Origin of the sequence: Devosia epidermidihirudinis (genome assembly GCF_000971295.1) — a bacterium.
GTDB classification, from domain to species: domain Bacteria; phylum Pseudomonadota; class Alphaproteobacteria; order Rhizobiales; family Devosiaceae; genus Devosia; species Devosia epidermidihirudinis.
In genome coordinates, this window is sequence record NZ_LANJ01000046.1 from 1 (window position 1) to 18,408 (window position 18,408).

Below are 18,408 nucleotides of genomic sequence, written 5' to 3' on the forward strand. Positions count from 1 at the left end.
CCCATCCCACCACGCCCGCCGAAAGATGGATCACCCGGACAAGCCGGGTGATGACGATGGTGGGGGTATTGGGGGCCTATGGGCCGTTGGGGGAAGCACGAAACTCTCCCCCCGTCATTGCCCGGCTTGTCCGGGCAATCCATCTTTCGGCGGGCGTGGTGGGATGGGTCACCCGAACAAGTCGGGTGATGACGATGGTGGGGGTTTTTGCGGGAGGCCCTATGGGCCTTTTGGGGAGGCACGTACCCTCCTCCCGTCATTGCACGGCTTGTCCGGGCAATCCATCTTTCGGCGTGCGTGGAGGCGTGGATCACCCGGACGAGCCGGGTGATGACGATGGTGGGGGGATTGGCGGAATGCTCCCCTCAGTCGCCCTTTTCCAGTTTCATGAAATGTTGGGCCGACAAGGTGATCTTGGGGTCGATCTCGCCGATGGCGTCGCGATCCTTGCCCTTGAAGCTGAGCTGATCGAGCACGGTCTGGATGACATTGATGCGGCCACGGCGTTTGTCGTTGGCGCGGATGATGGTCCAGGGGGCGTGGGTGCTGTCGGTGCGGTCCAGCATGACGTCGCGCGCGGCGCTGTAGGCGTCCCACTTGTCGAGAGCCTGCAGATCGATGGGCGAAAGCTTCCAGACCTTGAGCGGATCGTGACGGCGGTCGTGAAAGCGCTTGAGCTGCATTTCGCGGCCAATCGACAGCCAGAACTTGAACAGGTGGATGCCCTCATTGGTGATGTGCTTTTCAAATGATGGCACTTCATCGAGGAAATGGGCGGTCTGCTCGGGCGTGCAAAAGCCCATGACGGGCTCGACGCCAGCGCGGTTGTACCAGGAGCGGTCAAACAGCACGGTTTCCCCCGCAGCGGGGAACCAGTCGACATAGCGCTGGAAATACCATTGCGTGCGTTCCCTGTCGTTGGGCTTGGGCAGAGCGGCGATCAGGTTGTAGCGCGGGTTGAGATTTTCGAGATAGGTCTTGATCGTGCCGCCCTTGCCGGCAGCGTCGCGCCCCTCGAACACCACCATGACCCGCTCGCCGGATTTGGAGAGGTGATCCTGCAGCAGGACGAGCTGCTTTTGCAGGTCCAGCATCTGGGCTTCATAGACGTCCCAATCCAGCTTATCATCATAGGGATAGCCGCCCGAGCCCATCGCCTTTTTCTTGATGGCTTTGGGCAGGTCTGGATTGTCGATATCAAAGTCGTCGAAGGGATCGCTCACTCTTGTCTCTCCGTTGTCATGTTCATCGTGCTATGAAGGCGGTTCCGCGCGCAAGGGGCGACGCGCCGCCCTTTTTTTGCTGCTGACGAAACGATCCATGGACGAAACAAGTTCAAACCATTCCGTGCCGCCTCTGACGGCGGCTGTGACGCGCATCGTGGCACAGGCGAGCCTGTTGGCAGGCGTTGCCGGTGTCTTCATCGCGCTGACGCTGTTTGGTGATCTGGCCATTGTTCCGGCCATCCTTGGGTTTCTCGCGATTGTTGCCGCTGTCGCCGTAATCCCACTGGGTGTCGTTACGGTGACGCAGACCGTTCCCGAAGCGGCGCCGGCGCTGCCTTCGGTGTCCGAGGACATTCCCGTCTTTGCCTTTGCCGATGCGCTGACCGACCCCTGCATGGTGCTGGACCGCCGCATGGTGCTGCTACACGCCAATGACGCTGCCCGTCGCCAGTTCACCACGCTGGCCGATGGTCGCCCGATTACCCTCTCCATCCGCAATCCCGAACTGCTCAATGCCATCGACACGGTGAACCGCACTGGCGCTGCAGCAATTGTCGAGCTGCATGAAACGCTGCCGTCGGAAACCTGGGATCGCGTGGTGGTTGCGCCACTGGCGCGGCCGGGGATCGATTGGGCCAGTGACGAAAACCGGCAGTGGATCGTGACGGTCCAGAGCCTGACCGAGCTCAAGCGCGTTGAAGCGTTGCGCTCCGATTTCATCGCCAATGCCAGCCACGAATTGCGCACGCCGCTGGCCTCGCTCCTGGGCTTTATCGACACGTTGCTTGGCCCCGCTGCCAAGGACGCCGTAGCGCGTGAGAAGTTTTTGGGCATCATGCGCGGGCAGGCCGAACGCATGAGCAAGCTGATCGACGATCTGCTGAGCCTGTCGCGCATCGAAATGCACCAGCATGTGCGCCCCACCGGCAGCATTGATCTGGCCGGGCTGTTGCGCGAAGTGCGTGAGGGCCTGTCGATGCAGGCCAAGGCGAGTGAACTCGATGTGCAGCTCAGCCTGTTCGAAGGCCCGACGACCACAACGGGCGACCGTGGCCAGCTCTACGAAGTGTTCGAAAACCTGCTCGATAACGCCATCAAATATGGTGCGGGTGGCAAGACGGTCGAACTGAGCCTTGCGCCATCGAGCCGTCCGGGCTTTCAGCATCAGGTGACGATCATCGACCACGGCCCCGGCGTGGAGCCCGAGCATGTGCCGCGCCTCACCGAGCGCTTTTATCGCATCGATGCCGATATCACGCGCAAGAAGAAGGGCACCGGCCTGGGCCTTGCCATCGTCAAGCACATCGTCAACCGCCACCGTGGCCAGCTGACCATTCGCAGCAAGCCCGGCGAGGGCATGCGCGTGGACGTGTTCCTGCCGTAACTTTTGTTTTCAGTAGACCTCATCCTGAACTTGTCGAAGGATGAGGGCGTGTGCTGATGACAACGCGGGCTCGACCTTGTGGTTCGACTGGCTCACCATGAGGTCTTGGGGACTTTTTTCATCTTCTGGGGCGATCTAGAGTGCTCGTATCATCCAGAAAGTGGTATCGAACATGTCCCAGACCTTTACCCCCTTCCTGACCTTTCAGAACGGTCAAGCCGAAGCGGCCATGACTTTCTATTGCTCGGTATTTCCCGATAGCCAGATCACGCGCATCAACCGCTACACAGTGGGGATGCCGGGGCCGGAGGGCACGGTGATCACCGCAGAGTTCACGCTGGGTGGTCGCACGTTCATGGCGTCGGACAGCTTCATCACCCACGATTGGGATTTTACGCCCGCCATATCGGTCTATGTCGAATGCCAGTCGCGCGCCGAGCTTGAGGCGGCGTTTGCGGCGCTCAGCGAGGGCGGGCGAGTCTATATGCCAGCCGACAATTATGGCTTCTCGCAACTCTTCGGCTGGGTCGGCGACCGGTTCGGCGTCACCTGGCAGCTCAATCTGGCGTAAGCGCCCAAACAAAAAGGGCGCCGGTGGCGCCCTTTGATGATCTCGGTGTCGATTAACGACGCTTTTTGTCGAGCTGGTGGTAGGCTCGGCGCGAGTGGAAGTCGCAATAGGGGCCGGTTTCCAGGCTGTGCTGACCGCAGAAATAAAATTCTTTGCTCAGCGGATCGCCGATTGGCCACTTGCAGGTGTGTTCGTTCAGCTGCAGCAGGCTCAGGCGCTTGTCTTCGGGGATGTACAGCTCTGCGGCGACTGGCGCGACATAGAGCTCGGTTTCCATTTCCGGGTCCATCGCCAGCGCCGTTGCGCCGATCGACTGCGGGCGTGCGGCCTGCATAACCGGGCGCGGCTTGGCCGCTGCGCTCATCGGAGAATGGCTTGCCGAGGGGCTTGCAACGCGGCGCGGGGCCGGACGTGGCGCCGGACGGGCGCGCGGTGCAGTATTGGTTGGCTTTGCTCTTGCCGACAGCTTGAGACGGTGCACCTTGCCGATGACGGCATTGCGAGTGACGCCCTGGCCCAGCTCTCCGGCGATCTGGCTTGCGCTCAGACCTTCCATCCAGAGCTTCTTCAAGGTCTCGACGCGCTCGTCAGTCCAGCCCGCCGCTTGTGCTCCTGAATCCATCGTCAAAACAGAATCCTTCATTGTGCTGCCAAATGGCCCTGGCAGCCGTAAACGTCTAGAAGTCGTATGTTGAGTGGGTCCGCCACACGAGATATCGTGTTCCCAACGGTTCTTAGACTACGCCATTGCAGGAATCGGGATCAAGAGTCGGGGCAGAGTTTCCCCGTAAATTCAGTGGTTAAAATTGTCCTAACAAATTCTGAGTCAAATCAGCGGCTTGCCGCGGGAACATTGACTTGCCTGACAAAATTAGCCTAACTCACACCCACAAAACGCGCTGCGCATAGAGCGCGTTTTTCATTTGTGTGGCTAGAATGCCACGCTTCGTCCCACCGCTGTTCAATCGTCCAAATTCAAGGAATTCAATATGTCCGCGCTCTATGGCACATACGCCCGGTCCGATCTCGCTTTCGAGCGGGGCGAGGGTATGCGCCTATACGATCAGCACGGACGAGAATACCTGGATTTCCACTCTGGCATCGCGGTCAACGCGCTGGGCCATGGCGACGCCCATATTGTGTCGGCGCTCAAGAGTGCGGCTGAAAAGGTGTGGCACACGTCCAATGTGTTCACCATTCCCGAGCAGGAAAAGCTGGGCCAGCGTCTGGTCGATGCCACCTTTGCGGACTCGGTGTTCTTCACCAATTCAGGCGCCGAAGCGCTGGAATGCGCCATTAAGACCGCGCGGCACTATTTCTGGGCCAAGGGCGAGGTTGACCGCTACGAGGTCATCGCCTTTACCGGCTCCTTCCATGGCCGCACCATGGGCACCATCGCTGCTGGCGGCAATCCGAGCTATCTCGAAGGCTTCGGCCCGGTCATGCCCGGCTTCAAGCACACCGCGCCCGGCGATCTCGACGCCGTCAAGGCGCTGATCGGACCGCAGACCTGTGCCATCCTGATCGAAACGGTGCAGGGCGAGGGCGGGGTGACCGCCATGAGCAATGAATTCATGCAGGGCCTGCGCGCGCTGTGCGACGAGCACGGCCTGCTGCTGATCCTTGACGAAGTACAGTGCGGCTATGGCCGGACCGGGCGCTTCTTTGCCTTTGAGTGGAGCGGCATCGTTCCCGATATCGTTGCGGTGGCCAAGGCTATCGGCGGCGGTTTCCCGCTCGGCGCCTGCCTCGCCAAGGGCGATGTCGCGGCCTCGATGGTCCCCGGCACGCATGGCTCGACTTATGGCGGCAACCCTCTGGCCACAGCCGTTGGCAATGCCGTGCTGGATCGTATTCTGGCACCGGGCTTCATCGACCAGGTCAATACCATGGGCCAGCGTCTCGCATGGCATCTGCAGCAGCTTGCGCAGAAATACCCTGACTACGTACTTGAGCTGCGCGGCAAGGGCTTGCTGGCCGGCATCAAGATCGCGCCGCCCGTGCGGGATTTCGTGGCGCGTCTGCGCGACGATCATCAGCTGCTGGCCGTTGGCGCAGGCGATAACGTCCTGCGGCTGCTGCCACCACTGATCGTAACCGAAGCCGATATCGAAGAGGCCGTGGGCAAGCTCGCGGCGGCCTTTGAGGCAATCGAGGCGGAGGCCGTCACGGCCCCGGCGGTTGGCTAACATGGTGATGGGCCGCGATACTCGGCGACGAGGTAGCTTGTTCCCTCCACCCTGACGGGCGGGACGCAAGACGCCGAGCACTGGCTCATCAACATCGCTTTATCAAAGGAAACCGGCCCATGACCTCGACCGGCACCCCACGGCATTTTCTCAATATCGACGACTTCTCCTATTCTGAACTCCGCGGCATGCTCAACGCCGCTGGCTCGCTCAAGGCGCGCCTCAAAGACGGTGACCGCCCGCAATTGTTGAAAGACAAGGTGCTGGCGATGATCTTCGACAAGCAGTCGACCCGCACCCGCGTCAGCTTTGACGTGGGCATGCGCCAGCTTGGCGGCGAGACCATCATGCTGTCGGGCCAGGAAATGCAGCTGAGCCGCGAAGAAACGCTGGCCGATACGGCACGCGTCATGAGCCGCTATGTCGACGCCATCATGATCCGTATCCTCAGCCACGCCGATCTGACCGAGCTGGCCGACTACTCGACCGTTCCCGTGATCAACGGGCTGACGCGCCGCGCGCATCCCTGCCAGATCATGGCTGACCTGATGACCTTTGAGGAACACCGTGGCCCGATCAAGGGTGCCAAGGTGGCCTGGGTGGGTGACAGCAACAACGTGCTGCACTCCTGGGTCAACGCGGCCGAACTGTTCGAATGCGAGCTGACCATAGCGGTGCCAGACGAATACTGGCCCGAAAAGGACCTGATGCTCGATATCGAGAAGGCCGGCAAATGGGTCAAGCTAATCGAGGACCCGCGCGAAGCGGCCGAGAATGCCGACCTCATCATCGCCGATACCTGGGTATCGATGGGTGACACCGACGCCGCCGAACGCCGCCGGGTCTTGAAACCCTACCAGGTGAACACCAATTTGATGGCCTTGGCGAACAAAGACGCTTTGTTCATGCACTGCCTGCCCGCCCATCGCGGCGACGAGGTGACCGACGAAGTGATCGATGGTCCCCAGTCGGTAGTGTTCGACGAAGCCGAAAACCGCCTGCACGCCCAAAAAGCCATCCTGTGCTGGTCCCTCGGGGTCGACGTCAACTAGCGGTTCCATCCGCTGCCAACGGTTGCATCAAACACCGTGTCATCCCCGCGAAAGCGGGGATCTCCCTTTTGGGAGCCATAGCTACAAGTCGTCCCGCCCCTGCGGGAATGACATTGTGGTTGGCTGTGACACGGTGGATATTGCGCGAGACCGTGGAACGTCACCGCTTGAGGGTTTAGCCTCAAGAAAGCCAATTGAATGACTACGGAACTGACCGCCATGACTGATGACCTGATGTCCGCCCTGGGTCTGGACCGCCCCGAAACCGGCGATGACGCCGTGCTGCCGTTCACGCTCGACAAGCTCGATACGCGTGGTCGCGCCGTCCGTCTCGGCGATGCGCTCGACACCATTCTCAACCGCCACAACTACCCGGCTCCTGTCGCCCGCCTGCTCGGCGAGGCCGTTGTGCTGGCAGCGTTGATCGGCTCTTCGCTCAAGTTCGAAGGTCGCTTCATCATGCAGACCCAGACCGATGGTCCGGTGAAGCTGATCGTGGTGGATTTCGACGCGCCAGATGGCCTGCGTGGCTATGCGAGGTTTGACCATGATGCGCTGCTCAAGTTTGCCGAGGAAGGCAAGACCCGCCCGGCTGACCTGCTGGGCAAGGGGCACTTGGCGATGACCATCGACCAGGGCCCCAATACAGAGCGCTATCAGGGCATCGTGGCGCTCGAAGGCGCCTCGCTCGAAGAGGTCGCGCATACCTATTTCATGCAGTCCGAACAGATCCCCACCATGGTGCGTCTGGCGGTGGCCGAGTTCCAGCAGAAGGGCGATCATCGTCCGCACTGGCGCGCCGGTGGCGTGCTGATCCAGCACCTGCCCGAGCATGGCATGAGCCATGTTGCCGATCTGCCGGGCGATGGCAATTTCGAGAACACCGACGAAGCCGATGGCTGGAGCGAGGCCAAGGCGCTTCTGACCACGCTCGAAGACGTCGAGCTGGCCGATCCCGATCTGTCGCCAGAACGGCTGCTGTTCCGGCTCTATCACGAGACCGGCGTGCGCGTGTTTTCGCCCATGCCAATGGTCGAGCGCTGCACCTGCTCGGCCGACCGCATCGAGGACATGCTCTCGACCAGCTTTACCGCCGAAGACCGCGAGGAAATGGCGGTGGATGGGGAGATCGAAGTGGTCTGTGAGTTCTGTTCAACCGCCTATCACTTCAATCCGCATCAGTTCGAAGCCAAGCATTGACCGGCCTGACACCTGGTCAAACGGCCGCCTTCGGGCGGCCGTTTTTGTTTGGACGTTAACCTGTCATTAATCACGATATCGTCGTCCCCTGGGAGCATGCGTAAATATACGGATGATCTCCCGGGGGGCGAGATGAGGGGACCGAGCACACCCGCACAGCATTGCGCCTGGCGACCGTTGGCGGGCGCGCGCAGCCGTCTGCCATTCATTCTAGGCCGGGTGCGCTGATGTCGGACGCCCTCGACCTCATCATGGCGGTTGCGGGGGCTCATTGCGTTGACGTCACCGACGCGCTCGATTTGCTCGACACGGCGTTCGAGCGGGAGATCGATCCGCTGCTGCATGTGGCGCTGTCCTGCGGTATCCCGGAGGCCGAGGTGATGGAGCGAGCCGCGCTCTGGTGCGGCTTTGCCTTTTTCGACAAGGTGCCGGGCGGGCTCAAGGGCCATACTCAACCCATGCGGCTGGAGGCTCTCGCTGATGTGCGCATGGTGCGGGTCCAAGTGCTCGACCGCGACATTGCCTTTGCCGCGCCCGACTTTCCGGGGGTGTTGCGCTTGCGGCAGCGAGCCGAGGCGACGCCACACCTGCGGTCGCGCATCTGCCTTGTGCCACAGGCTGCGCTGCGGGACTATCTGGTCGAGGCCGCCGCTGAACCGCTGGTAGATTGGGCACGGCAGAACCTGGCCCGGCACTGGCCCTTCGCCACCGCGCAGCTGGAGCTGACCTTTGCGGCGCGGTTGATGTTCCTGTTGGGCATGGTTGCTGTCACGGCACTGGTGCTGCTGGCGCCTTTTGTGGCGCAGGTCTGGCTCCTGCCGCTGTCGCTGATCCTGCTCCTGGGACCTGCCGCGATCCGCTGGATCGCCATTCTGACCCCGCTTGATCCGGAGCCCCCGCTGCGCCGCCCCGAGGACGCAGACCTGCCGCTCTATTCGGTGCTGATCCCGCTGCGGGCAGAGGCGCAGATGGTGCCGCAATTGTTCGAGGCGATGGGGGCGCTGGACTATCCTGCCAATCGGCTGGACATCAAATTCGTCGTCGAGAGCCGGTCGCCCGACACCATTGCAGCGGTGCGGCAGGGATTGAGAGACCCGCGCTTCTCGCTGGTTGTGGTGCCCGATGCGCTGCCGCACACCAAGCCCAAAGCCCTCGATTTTGCGCTGCCGCTGTGTCGGGGCGAGTTCGTGGTGGTCTATGACGCCGAGGACGTGCCGGATCCGGACCAGCTGTGGAAGGCGGTGGCGCGGTTTCGCGACGCGCCGGAGATCGCGTGCCTGCAGGCGCGGCTGGTCGTCACCAATGGTCGGCGTAACCTGCTGACGGCGCTGTTTGCCGGGGAATATGCCGGGATTTTCGAGGTGCTGCTGCCCGCGCTGGCACAGTGGCGCTTGCCAATGCCGTTGGGCGGTACATCCAACCATTTTCGCCTCGAACCACTGCGCACCCTGGGTGGTTGGGATGCGTTCAACGTTACCGAGGATGCCGATCTGGGCGTGCGGCTGGGACGGCGGCGGATGCGGGTGGATATGCTGGCCTCGGCAACCCGCGAGGCGGCCCATCCCAACTTTGGCGCCTGGCAGGGGCAGAGGTCGCGCTGGATGAAGGGCTGGATGCAGACCTTTATCGTGCACAACCGTCGGCCATTGCGCCTCGTCAGGGATATGGGGCTGTTCCCCGCGCTGGTGCTCGAAGTGCTGGTGGTGGGCATGTTGCTGGCGCCGCTGCTGCATGTGGGGTTCGTCGCGATGTGCGTGCTGCAGCTGATGCGTGGCGATGGGATTATCCATGCAGGGGGCTGGTCGGCATACTATTTTTCTATCCTGCTGCTAGGCCATGGCAGTGCCTTCGCTATGACCGTTGTGGGCCTATGGCGGCAGCGTCGCGCGGGGTTGATCCCGGCCAGTCTGCTGCTGCCGCTTTACTGGTTGCTGATGGCCGGAGCTACACTGCAGGCGCTGCGCGGGCTGATGACGCAGCCCTTCCATTGGTACAAGTCGCCGCATGCGCCGATGACCGTCGAGGGGCGCAGCGGACCGGTCCGACAAATGCTGCGGCATTTGCGGGGGCTGGCCATAAGATAACTTGACTAATATCCTCATGATATATAGTCACCCCCGCAGGTGAGATTGAGCTGCTGGGGGAAGTGCATGCGTAACCGGGTTAATCGGCGTCAGTTTTCGGTTGGCATGGCTGGTCTGGGGGCCTTGGCGCTGACCCGTCCAGCCTTTGCGCAGTCCAGCGTACGGTCCATCACGACGCCCCTGGGTACCTATGACATTCCCACCGATCCGCAGCGCGTTGTCGTCATCGATACGCGGCTCGATCTCGAGCCAGCCGTGGCGCTCGGTCTGCCTGTGGTCGGATACAGCTACTTTGAAACCATCGAGCCCTGGGTGCCCCATGATGGCAAGGCCGTGTTCATCGGCCGACCCCCGACCCGCGAAGCCGTGCTGGCGGCTGACCCCGATCTGATCATCTGCACCAATCTGCCGGGCACCGAAATGTGGCCCATCGACAAGCTGACCGATATCGCCCCGGTGCTGCCGGTGCAGTTCGAGAGCGACTGGAAGTCCATTCTGACCGACATGGGCGAATGGCTGGGCCGACGCGATCGTGCCGACGCCTTTATCGCCGACTATGAGCTGGAGCTGGCTGCCGTCAAAGCGCGCCGCGCGTCCGTGCTGGGCAAGAAGGTCGCCGCCATCTGGAGCAGCCCGGATGTGGGTGAAATCAACTTCCTGCTTGGTCTGAACTCCCCTCAGGTCACCGCTATCGGCCAGGTGCTCGACGATCTGGGCGGCGTGACCGTCTCGACCGAGGGTTTGGGCGAATATGCCAATATCAGCTACGAGCTGATGGGGGACGTGCTGGGCGATGTCGACGCCATTATCGTCGACAGCTTTGATGCCGAAGAAATCGAGGGGCTGGAGAAGTCTCCGGTCTGGCAGCGTCTGCCGGCGGTCAAGGCCGGGCGCGTGGTGCTGACCAGCGGCGCCTATTATGGCGGCTGTTACACGGCAAGGCATTTGCTGGGCGAGTGGGACAAGGTCTTCGCCCTGTTTGAAGCCTGATTGCTGCCATCCTCATGATGCGCGGCAGAAGCTGCGCATTCCTCCCAGCTCCCGCGCCAGGTAACCGAAATGTCCATCCGTCCCGCAATCCTCGCTCTTGCTGCTTTTGCACTCGCGCTGCCGACCATGGCCGCCGAAACCTTCACCTACTCCTATGACGGTTACACCGCCGAGCTGCCGGTCAATCCGCAGCGAGTCTTCGTCATGGATTCTCGCTCGGGCCTCGACTTCGCCGTCAGCGCGGGTTTTCCCGTGGTCGCGACCGATTGGGACCCCGATGAAGAAATGCATCTCGATGCGTTCCTGCCGGCCGATGTTGATCGCCTGGAATTTCGCGGTGAGCCCAATGCCGAGCTGGTGCTGACCTATGACCCCGATCTCGTGGTGGTGGGTGAAGGCTGGTGGAACTACTGGAAAGAGAACAGCAGCTTCAACGCCAGCGGCATGCCCGTTCTGGTGGTCAAGGACGGCAATAACGCTGACTGGCGTCGGCTGTTCGCCGAGCAGATGACCGCCTATGGCCGCCAAGAAAAGGGCGCCGAACTGCTGGCGCAATATGATGCGGCGGTGGCCGCCGCAAAGCCGGAGATCGCGCGCGTGCTCAAGGGCCGCAAGGTTGCCATCACCGATGTGTGGGGCAAGCAGTTCGCGTTGCAGGTCGACACCTTCAGCACCTCAGTTGCCCACGATCTGGGCATCGACATCGCCCGTGGCACGGCGGAAGCGCCGGATGGCTATCAGGTCTATAGCGCGGAGAACCTCGACGCCTATCAGGACGCGGCGCTGATCATGTCGCTCTGGGCGGAAGACGTTGCGGATGACCCGATGTGGAAACGCATCCCCGCCATCGCACGTGGCGCACAATATGGAATGGACACCCCCAATAGCTGGGGCTTCGCACTCACCGCCACGGACCTTGTCGCCGATACGCTCAAAGCCATGGCCGTGCTCGAAAAGGCAGACGCACAATGACCAAGAAATTTCATGACGTAGTTGTTCTCTCCCGCAAGTATCTCACCCCAGGGATGATCCGGATCACGTTCGGTGGTGAGAATTTGCGGGGCTTCCCCAGCACCGGTGTGGGCGATGAATATCTGCGTCTGTTCTTCCCCAATGAGGAAACCGGCAAGCTGCATCTGCCTCATATCGACGAGGATGGCCGCTGGACCTATCCGGACGGGCAGGATGCGATCCGCTGCTCGACCTACACGGTGCGCAACTATCGCGCTGCGTTGGGCGAAATGGATATCGACTTCGTCGTGCACAAGGGTGGTGTCGCCAGCGAGTGGGCGCAGCGCGCCGAGCCCGGCGATAAGATCACGCTGAACAATCCACGCGGTCTTTATACCCCGCCAGCCGATATCGTCTGGCAGCTGCTGGTGGCCGATGCGACCGGCCTTCCTGCGCTGGCCCGTATTCTTGAGCAGACGCCAAAAAACGTGCAGTCGCGTGTTTTCGTCGAAGTGGCGCAGGCCGAGGACGAGCAGGAGCTGCCAGCCCATTCCGGCGCGACCGTGACCTGGCTGCACAAGAGCGGCAATGGCGTGGCGCCAAGCCGTCTGGGTGACGTGGTGCGCGCTGTCCCGCTCCCCACCACGCCCGGTTATGTCTGGGTGGCTGGCGAGCAGAAGGTGGTGCGCGGCATCCGCAAATTCGTCCGTCAGGAGCTCAAGCTTCCCGCCGAGCGCTATGAGCTCGTCGGCTACTGGACCGCGAATGCCGAGGAGTGGGAGGCCAAGTGGGAGGCGCTCGATCCGTCCGTGCGCGCCCAGATCGATGCCGCCTGGGATTCGGGCCGCGATCAGGAAGAACTGCGCGACGAGTATGACGACACGCTGGAGCGCTTCGGCCTCTAGGCACTCGGCGCCCCGATCTGTGAACGGGGCGTCGAACGTAACTTGACTACAAAATTCATGATAACTACAGACTAATGCAGCCGGTTTTGCCGAATGCAACACGGGGCAGGGGCCACATGACAGACATCACCTCAATCGGGCGGCGCGCGCTATGACCGCTGCTGCTGCTGTCACCAGCCGCACGGTCGCGCGCGAGGAAGAAAAGCGCCCCGGCCTGGCCCAGACCAATGCCAAGCGCCTGCTCTGGCTGCTGGTTGCCGTTGCCGTCCTCCTCGCTGTCATCGTGGCCAGCATTGCCATCGGCTCCAAGGATATTCCTGTCAGCACCGTGTTCGACGCGATCTTCGCCTATAATGACAGCGACGATCACGCCATCATTCAGGCGCTGCGCGTGCCGCGCACCATTCTGGGCATTGGCGTCGGCATGGCGCTGGGCATGTCCGGTGCGCTGATCCAGGCCCTGACCCGCAACCCGCTCGCCGATCCCGGCATTCTGGGCGTCAATGCCGGTGCTGCCTTCTTCGTCGTCTTGGGCGTCGGCATTTTCGGCATGACCTCGATCCAGAGCTTCATCTGGTTTGCCTTCCTTGGTGCCATCGTCACCACCGTGCTGGTTTATGCGGTGGGCTCGGTCGGTCGCGCTGGCGCAACCCCGGTTCGCCTGACGCTGGCTGGTGTCGCCATTGGCGCGGTGCTGTCGGGCATTTCCTCGGGCATTACCCTGCTCAACCCCACCACCTTTGACCGTATGCGCCAGTGGGGCGCCGGTTCGCTCGTAGCGCCGGGTTACGAAACCATCTGGGCCACCATGCCCTTTATCGCGGCCGGTCTGGTGCTGGCCATGTTGATGGCCCGTCCTCTCAATGCGGTGGCCCTGGGCGATGATCTGGCCTCGGCGCTGGGCGCCAATATCATGCGCACGCGCATCGGCGTGGTGATCGCCACGACGCTGCTGGCCGGCGCGGCAACGGCTGCGGCGGGTCCCATCGGCTTTGTCGGCTTGATGGTGCCCCACGCGGCGCGCTGGATCGTTGGTCCCGATCAACGCTGGATCTTCCTTTTTACCGTGGTGCTGGCACCCGTGCTGCTGCTGACCTCCGATATTCTGGGCCGCATTGTCATGCGTCCGGGTGAATTGCAGGTCGGTATCGTCACCGCCTTTGTGGGTGCGCCTGTGCTGATTGCGCTGGCTCGTCGTCGTCGGGTGAGCGGACTATGAGTGTGCAGGACCAACCTCAGGGCATCAATTTCGGTCGCCCCATTCGTGCCGTGCGCCTGTTCGGCGAAGCCGTGTCGCACCGCGTCGATCTCAAGACCGTCACCGTCTGCGCCATTCTGGCTGTGATCGCGGTGGTGGTGGCCCTGATCACCATTTCCAGCGGCGAATATCAGGTGCCGCTGCCCGATGTGGTGCGGGCGCTGTTCGGTCAGGCCGAAGGGCGCATCCACATGGTCGTCGTCGAGTGGCGTCTGCCACGCACGGCTCTGGCGCTGATCCTTGGCGCGGCGCTGGGCATTGGTGGCGCGATCTTCCAGTCCCTGACGCGCAATCCACTCGGCAGCCCCGATATTATCGGCTTTGACGCTGGTGCCTATTCGGGTGCTCTGGTGGTGATCATCCTGCTGCAGGGCGGTTACTACGCCATCGCCGGTGGCGCGTTGGTCGGCGGTCTCATCACTGCGCTGATGGTCTATTTCCTCGCCTATAACCGTGGCGTGCAGGGCTTCCGGCTGATCATCGTCGGCATCGGCGTTTCGGCTATGCTGAACTCGGTCAATACCTGGATGCTGCTGCGGGCTAAGCTCGAAGTGGCCATGGCCGCCGCGATCTGGGGCGCAGGCTCGCTCAATGGTCTGGGGCTCGATCGGCTTGGCCCGGCAACGCTGGTGCTGGCCGTGCTGATCCCGATGGCGTTACTGATGGCCCGCCCGATGGCCCAGCTGGAACTGGGCGATGATGCAGCGCGCGCGCTGGGCATCAATGCCGAACGCTCGCGACTGGCGCTGCTGGTCATCGGCGTGGCGCTGACCGCAACGGTGACTGCTACAGCTGGCCCAATCGGCTTTGTCGCACTGGCTGCGCCCCAACTGGCGCGGCGCCTGACCGGCTCGCCCGGGGTCGCCATGCTGCCTGCCGCGGCCATGGGCGCACTGCTGCTGGCGGCGGCCGACTATATCGCCCAACGGGCTTTCGCGCCCACTCAATTGCCGGTCGGTATCGTGACCGTCAGCCTGGGTGGTGTCTATTTCGTCTGGCTCCTGCTGCGCGAAGCGCGGCGGCAATAATGGACAAGACCATGAACCGACACGATCCTGCCCTTGCTGCTGCCGAGCCGCGCCTGTTCGCCGAAGGCGCCACGATTGGTTACGACAACCGGGTCATCTCGAGCGACCTATCGGTGTCCATCCCCGACCGCTCGTTCACCGTCATCGTGGGCGCCAATGCCTGCGGCAAGTCCACCTTGCTGCGTGCACTGTCCCGCCTGCTCAAGCCCAAGACCGGTCGCGTGGTGCTGGACGGGCAGGAGATCAGCAATTTCCCGGCCAAGGAAGTGGCGCGGCGCCTGGGGCTTTTGCCACAGACCTCGATTGCCCCCGATGGCATCACCGTTGCCGATCTGATCGCGCGCGGCCGCTATCCGCACCAGAAGCTGCTCAAGCAGTGGTCCAAGGAAGACGAGGCGGCCGTCATCACGGCGATGGAGGCGACCAAGGTCACCGAGCTCAGCCATCGTCTGGTTGATGAGCTGTCCGGCGGCCAGCGGCAGCGCGTCTGGGTGGCGATGGTTCTGGCGCAGGAAACGCCACTGCTGCTGCTTGATGAGCCCACCACTTTCCTCGACATCACCCACCAGATCGAACTGCTCGAACTGATGGGCGACCTCAATCGCCGCAACGGGCAGACCATCGTCGCCGTGCTGCACGATCTCAACCATGCCTGCCGCTACGCCACGCACATTATCGCCATGCGCGATGGTCAGGTGATCGCCGAAGGTGCGCCGCGCGACATCGTCACGGCCGAGCTGGTGGAAAAGGTGTTCGGGCTGCCCTGCATCATCATCGATGACCCCATTGCGGGTACGCCGCTGGTGATCCCGCGCGGCTCGGTGCCCCGCGCCGACTAACCCCGAAACCACAGGATCGATCATGAAAGCGTCTGTTCTGGCTCTGTTGATGTGCGGAGCAAGCCTTGTCACGTCCGTATCGGCGCAGGCCGAGGGGTTCCCCGTCACCGTCAGCCACGTGCGCGGCGAGACCATCGTGGAAGCCAAGCCGCAACGTATCGTTACGCTCGGCCTCAACGATCAGGATTTCCTCTACGCCTTGGGCGAGCCCGCAGTTGGCGTCACTGAATGGTGGGGCGGCAAGCCTTATGCGAGCTGGACCTGGGCAGACGAGGCCCGCACCGCGAGCGGAGCGGAGCCGCAGGTCGGCCCGCGCATGCTCGATGAAGAATGGGTGCTCAAGCAGGACCCGGACCTGATCCTAGCGATCTTCGCTGATATCAATCCAGAGACCTATGCGCGTCTCTCGGCCATCGCGCCGGTGGTAACCCAGCCGGCCGAGTTCCCCCTTTGGGGCACGCCATGGCAGGATCAGCTGCGCCAGATCGACCGTGCGACCTCCGGCGGCACCGAACGTGCCGAAGCCGTCGTTGCCGATGTGGAGGCCAAGACGGCTGCAGTGGCGGCGCAGTATCCTGACTTTGCCGGCAAGACCGCCTCGATGGCGGCGATCCGCGAGGGCAAGATCGTGCTGTGGGGCTCAGAGCTGCCGACCGCGCGCTTCCTCGCCGGGCTGGGCTTTACCTTCCCCGCCGAGCTGGATGCGCTGGCCGATGACAGCGGCTGGATTTACCTCAGTCTGGAACAGGCGGCGTTGATCGACCTCGACGTGGTCATCTGGCCCGAGACGCCACGCGCCGATGTGGAAGCGCTGCCGATCTACTCAACGCTCCGCCTGTCGCAGGAAGGTCGCTCGGTGTTTCCCGATCCGGCAGGCGATCTGGCCGCGGCACTGTGGTTCCAGACTCCACTCTCGATCAATTACGTCACCGGCCAGTTCGCGCCGCTGCTTGCCGCAGCGCTCGATGGCGATCCAGCGACCGAATAGTTCACTCAAGGACCAACCGATATGACCTCGTCATTCAAACTCTCTCGTCGTGCCTTTGGCGCCGGCACTGCCGGTCTTGCGCTGGCCGGGCTGCTGCCCAAGGCCGCTTTTGCGCAGGAAACCCGCAGTGTCACCACGGTGCTGGGCACCTATGACATTCCGGCCAATCCGCAGCGTGTCATCGCCATCGACAGCCGCCTTGATCTGGAGCCCGCTGTGGCGCTGGGCCTCAACGTCGTCGGGCATGCCTATTGGAAGCCAGAGCCATGGGTTCCTGCACAGGACAGCTGGGTGTTCGTGGGTGAGGCCCCGGTGCTTGAGCAGGTGCTGGCGCTCGATCCGGACCTGATCATCTGCACCGATGTGGGCGATCACAACAGCGAGTATTGGCCAATCGCCAAGCTCAAGGACATCGCGCCGCTGCTGCCACCCGCTTACGCGCAGCCATGGAAGAGCATCGTCGCCGAGCTCGGCGCCTGGACCGGTCGCGAAGGTCAGGCCGACGCCATCATCGCCGAATATGATGCTCTGATCGCTGACATCAAGACGCGCCGTGCCGAGCTGATCGCCACGAAGAAGATCGCCGTGGTGCAGCCCTGGACCGACGGCACGGTGTATCTGCAGGCTGAACTCAGCCTGCTGCAGCCACAGATCATGGCCGACCTCGGCTCGATCACCCCGCCACCGGTTGAAGGCAACATCATCTCGGCCGAGAACTTCGGCACCTATTTCGGTGACGTTGACGCCATTCTCTACGTTAATCACGGCGAGGGTGTCGTCGAGCAGATCTCGGCCGACCCGATCTGGAACCGCGTGCCTGCCGTGGCCGCCGGCAAGACGCTGGCACCCGTCGGCAATACCAATTTTGGTGGTGTCTACACGGCGATGCAGATCGCCAAGTTCCTCGACGAGCTTTACGGCAAGTTGGCTTAAGGCTGGTTCAGTCCGGGCTCAAAAGACCCGGACGCCCTGCCTAGGCGATCAGGCGGCGAATATCTTCTTCAACCGCGTCCAGCATGCGGTTGACGGCCTCGCTGGCGCCATCCGCATCGCCCGCGACGACAGCATCGGCCAACAGGCGATGCAGCGGGAATGATGCCAGTGCGAACTCATCGCTGCCAAAGGGCGAGCCGCTGGAGCGTTCCTGTGCCTGGCCCAGGCTACGCAGGATCTGGGCGAACATCGGATTGCCCGAGGCCTCATAGATGGCACCATGAAAGGCCGCGTCGGCCTCGGTCCAAGAGCGACCGGCGTCAACTTCGTTGAGCAGGGCAACGCAGAGGGCGGCGATCCGCTTGCGCTGTTGTGGATTGGCGTTGATCGCGGCGCGGCGCACCACTTCCTGCTCCAGCGTCCGGCGCACTTCGAGCAGGCGCAGCAGAGCCTCGCCCTCCAGCCGCACCATGGTGGGGGCAACGCCATGTGCGGATTGCACCCGCGCAGCAAGGTAAGTGCCATCGCCGCGACGCCGATTGATCAGGCCAAGGCCCTCCCAACGATTGAGCGCCTCGCGAATAGTCGAGCGGCCGACCCCCAGTGTCGACGCCAGCGAGACCTCGGGTGGAAGTCGATCCCCCACCGATAGTCCCGCGCGCTCTACCATCTCGGCAAGCGCATCCAATACAGCCGTGCCCCGACTGCGCGAATCCAGCTTTTCGAGATAGCTCAGTGCATCGTCATGCGCCATCGTCAGTATCCATCCCTCGCGTCCCGGCGCACACACACCACAGTTCAGCGAGTTTG

At 62.6% G+C, this 18,408-nt stretch carries 17 protein-coding genes; 14 read left to right on the top strand and 3 right to left on the bottom strand.

Annotation, left to right across the window (positions count from 1 at the left end):
• Positions 1-365 precede the first annotated feature (365 nt).
• Entirely contained in the window at positions 366-1,223 is an 858-nt protein-coding gene (gene ppk2 / locus WH87_RS16675; RefSeq protein WP_052726401.1) for a polyphosphate kinase 2, read from the bottom strand.
• A gap of 97 nt (positions 1,224-1,320) precedes the next feature.
• Here ppk2 and WH87_RS16680 point away from each other — a divergent pair, with 97 nt between their 5' ends.
• Both WH87_RS16680 and WH87_RS16685 read left to right on the top strand, forming a co-directional pair.
• Complete coding sequence (locus tag WH87_RS16680; protein WP_197410836.1) at positions 1,321-2,610, top strand: sensor histidine kinase; 1,290 nt, start codon at positions 1,321-1,323, stop codon at positions 2,608-2,610.
• 172 nt (positions 2,611-2,782) lie between these two features.
• Positions 2,783-3,181: a VOC family protein gene (locus WH87_RS16685; protein ID WP_046139003.1), complete on the top strand. Its 399-nt coding sequence runs from the start codon at positions 2,783-2,785 to the stop codon at positions 3,179-3,181.
• A 52-nt stretch (positions 3,182-3,233) separates the two neighbouring features.
• Here the strand turns inward: WH87_RS16685 and WH87_RS16690 are convergent, their stop codons facing one another.
• Positions 3,234-3,803, bottom strand: a complete 570-nt coding sequence (locus WH87_RS16690; protein WP_046139722.1) for a GcrA family cell cycle regulator — start codon at positions 3,801-3,803, stop codon at positions 3,234-3,236.
• 367 nt (positions 3,804-4,170) lie between these two features.
• Here WH87_RS16690 and WH87_RS16695 point away from each other — a divergent pair, with 367 nt between their 5' ends.
• The 12 genes from WH87_RS16695 (at position 4,171) to WH87_RS16750 (ending at position 17,598) form a co-directional block, all read left to right on the top strand.
• Positions 4,171-5,370, top strand: a complete 1,200-nt coding sequence (locus tag WH87_RS16695) for an aspartate aminotransferase family protein (RefSeq protein ID WP_046139002.1) — start codon at positions 4,171-4,173, stop codon at positions 5,368-5,370.
• Between the two features lie 119 nt (positions 5,371-5,489).
• Positions 5,490-6,422 carry an ornithine carbamoyltransferase gene (gene argF / locus WH87_RS16700; RefSeq protein WP_046139001.1) on the top strand — a complete coding sequence of 311 codons (933 nt, stop codon included), beginning with the start codon at positions 5,490-5,492 and terminating at the stop codon, positions 6,420-6,422.
• Between the two features lie 198 nt (positions 6,423-6,620).
• Positions 6,621-7,622, top strand: coding sequence for an Hsp33 family molecular chaperone (locus tag WH87_RS16705; RefSeq protein ID WP_245622467.1), 1,002 nt, complete (start codon positions 6,621-6,623; stop codon positions 7,620-7,622).
• A 227-nt stretch (positions 7,623-7,849) separates the two neighbouring features.
• The gene (locus WH87_RS16710; protein ID WP_052726400.1) at positions 7,850-9,706 is read left to right on the top strand and encodes a glycosyltransferase family 2 protein; all 1,857 of its coding nucleotides are present in this window, start codon (positions 7,850-7,852) and stop codon (positions 9,704-9,706) included.
• Between the two features lie 66 nt (positions 9,707-9,772).
• The gene (locus WH87_RS16715; protein WP_082092755.1) at positions 9,773-10,696 is read left to right on the top strand and encodes an ABC transporter substrate-binding protein; all 924 of its coding nucleotides are present in this window, start codon (positions 9,773-9,775) and stop codon (positions 10,694-10,696) included.
• A gap of 69 nt (positions 10,697-10,765) precedes the next feature.
• Entirely contained in the window at positions 10,766-11,668 is a 903-nt protein-coding gene (locus tag WH87_RS16720; RefSeq protein WP_046138999.1) for an ABC transporter substrate-binding protein, read from the top strand.
• Entirely contained in the window at positions 11,665-12,552 is an 888-nt protein-coding gene (locus WH87_RS16725) for a siderophore-interacting protein (protein WP_046138998.1), read from the top strand. Before WH87_RS16720 ends, WH87_RS16725 begins: the two co-directional genes overlap by 4 nt.
• A 151-nt stretch (positions 12,553-12,703) precedes the next feature.
• Complete coding sequence (locus WH87_RS16730) at positions 12,704-13,771, top strand: iron chelate uptake ABC transporter family permease subunit (protein ID WP_046138997.1); 1,068 nt, start codon at positions 12,704-12,706, stop codon at positions 13,769-13,771.
• Positions 13,768-14,838, top strand: coding sequence for a FecCD family ABC transporter permease (locus WH87_RS16735; RefSeq protein WP_046138996.1), 1,071 nt, complete (start codon positions 13,768-13,770; stop codon positions 14,836-14,838). Before WH87_RS16730 ends, WH87_RS16735 begins: the two co-directional genes overlap by 4 nt.
• A gap of 11 nt (positions 14,839-14,849) precedes the next feature.
• Positions 14,850-15,677 carry an ABC transporter ATP-binding protein gene (locus WH87_RS16740; RefSeq protein WP_046139719.1) on the top strand — a complete coding sequence of 276 codons (828 nt, stop codon included), beginning with the start codon at positions 14,850-14,852 and terminating at the stop codon, positions 15,675-15,677.
• 22 nt (positions 15,678-15,699) lie between these two features.
• Complete coding sequence (locus WH87_RS16745; protein WP_046138995.1) at positions 15,700-16,665, top strand: ABC transporter substrate-binding protein; 966 nt, start codon at positions 15,700-15,702, stop codon at positions 16,663-16,665.
• A gap of 21 nt (positions 16,666-16,686) precedes the next feature.
• Positions 16,687-17,598, top strand: coding sequence for an ABC transporter substrate-binding protein (locus tag WH87_RS16750; protein ID WP_046138994.1), 912 nt, complete (start codon positions 16,687-16,689; stop codon positions 17,596-17,598).
• Between the two features lie 40 nt (positions 17,599-17,638).
• Here the strand turns inward: WH87_RS16750 and WH87_RS16755 are convergent, their stop codons facing one another.
• The gene (locus WH87_RS16755; protein ID WP_046138993.1) at positions 17,639-18,352 is read right to left on the bottom strand and encodes a FadR/GntR family transcriptional regulator; all 714 of its coding nucleotides are present in this window, start codon (positions 18,350-18,352) and stop codon (positions 17,639-17,641) included.
• Positions 18,353-18,408: the final 56 nt, after the last annotated feature.

Coding starts and splice junctions, on each gene's coding strand:
- WH87_RS16680 (WP_197410836.1), top strand. CDS start 1,321: ATGGACGAAACAAGTTCAAACCATTCCGTGCCGCCTCTGACGGCGGCT.
- WH87_RS16685 (WP_046139003.1), top strand. CDS start 2,783: ATGTCCCAGACCTTTACCCCCTTCCTGACCTTTCAGAACGGTCAAGCC.
- WH87_RS16690 (WP_046139722.1), bottom strand. CDS start 3,803: ATGGATTCAGGAGCACAAGCGGCGGGCTGGACTGACGAGCGCGTCGAG.
- WH87_RS16695 (WP_046139002.1), top strand. CDS start 4,171: ATGTCCGCGCTCTATGGCACATACGCCCGGTCCGATCTCGCTTTCGAG.
- argF (WP_046139001.1), top strand. CDS start 5,490: ATGACCTCGACCGGCACCCCACGGCATTTTCTCAATATCGACGACTTC.
- WH87_RS16705 (WP_245622467.1), top strand. CDS start 6,621: ATGACTACGGAACTGACCGCCATGACTGATGACCTGATGTCCGCCCTG.
- WH87_RS16710 (WP_052726400.1), top strand. CDS start 7,850: ATGTCGGACGCCCTCGACCTCATCATGGCGGTTGCGGGGGCTCATTGC.
- WH87_RS16715 (WP_082092755.1), top strand. CDS start 9,773: ATGCGTAACCGGGTTAATCGGCGTCAGTTTTCGGTTGGCATGGCTGGT.
- WH87_RS16720 (WP_046138999.1), top strand. CDS start 10,766: ATGTCCATCCGTCCCGCAATCCTCGCTCTTGCTGCTTTTGCACTCGCG.
- WH87_RS16725 (WP_046138998.1), top strand. CDS start 11,665: ATGACCAAGAAATTTCATGACGTAGTTGTTCTCTCCCGCAAGTATCTC.
- WH87_RS16730 (WP_046138997.1), top strand. CDS start 12,704: ATGACCGCTGCTGCTGCTGTCACCAGCCGCACGGTCGCGCGCGAGGAA.
- WH87_RS16735 (WP_046138996.1), top strand. CDS start 13,768: ATGAGTGTGCAGGACCAACCTCAGGGCATCAATTTCGGTCGCCCCATT.
- WH87_RS16740 (WP_046139719.1), top strand. CDS start 14,850: ATGAACCGACACGATCCTGCCCTTGCTGCTGCCGAGCCGCGCCTGTTC.
- WH87_RS16745 (WP_046138995.1), top strand. CDS start 15,700: ATGAAAGCGTCTGTTCTGGCTCTGTTGATGTGCGGAGCAAGCCTTGTC.
- WH87_RS16750 (WP_046138994.1), top strand. CDS start 16,687: ATGACCTCGTCATTCAAACTCTCTCGTCGTGCCTTTGGCGCCGGCACT.
- WH87_RS16755 (WP_046138993.1), bottom strand. CDS start 18,352: ATGGCGCATGACGATGCACTGAGCTATCTCGAAAAGCTGGATTCGCGC.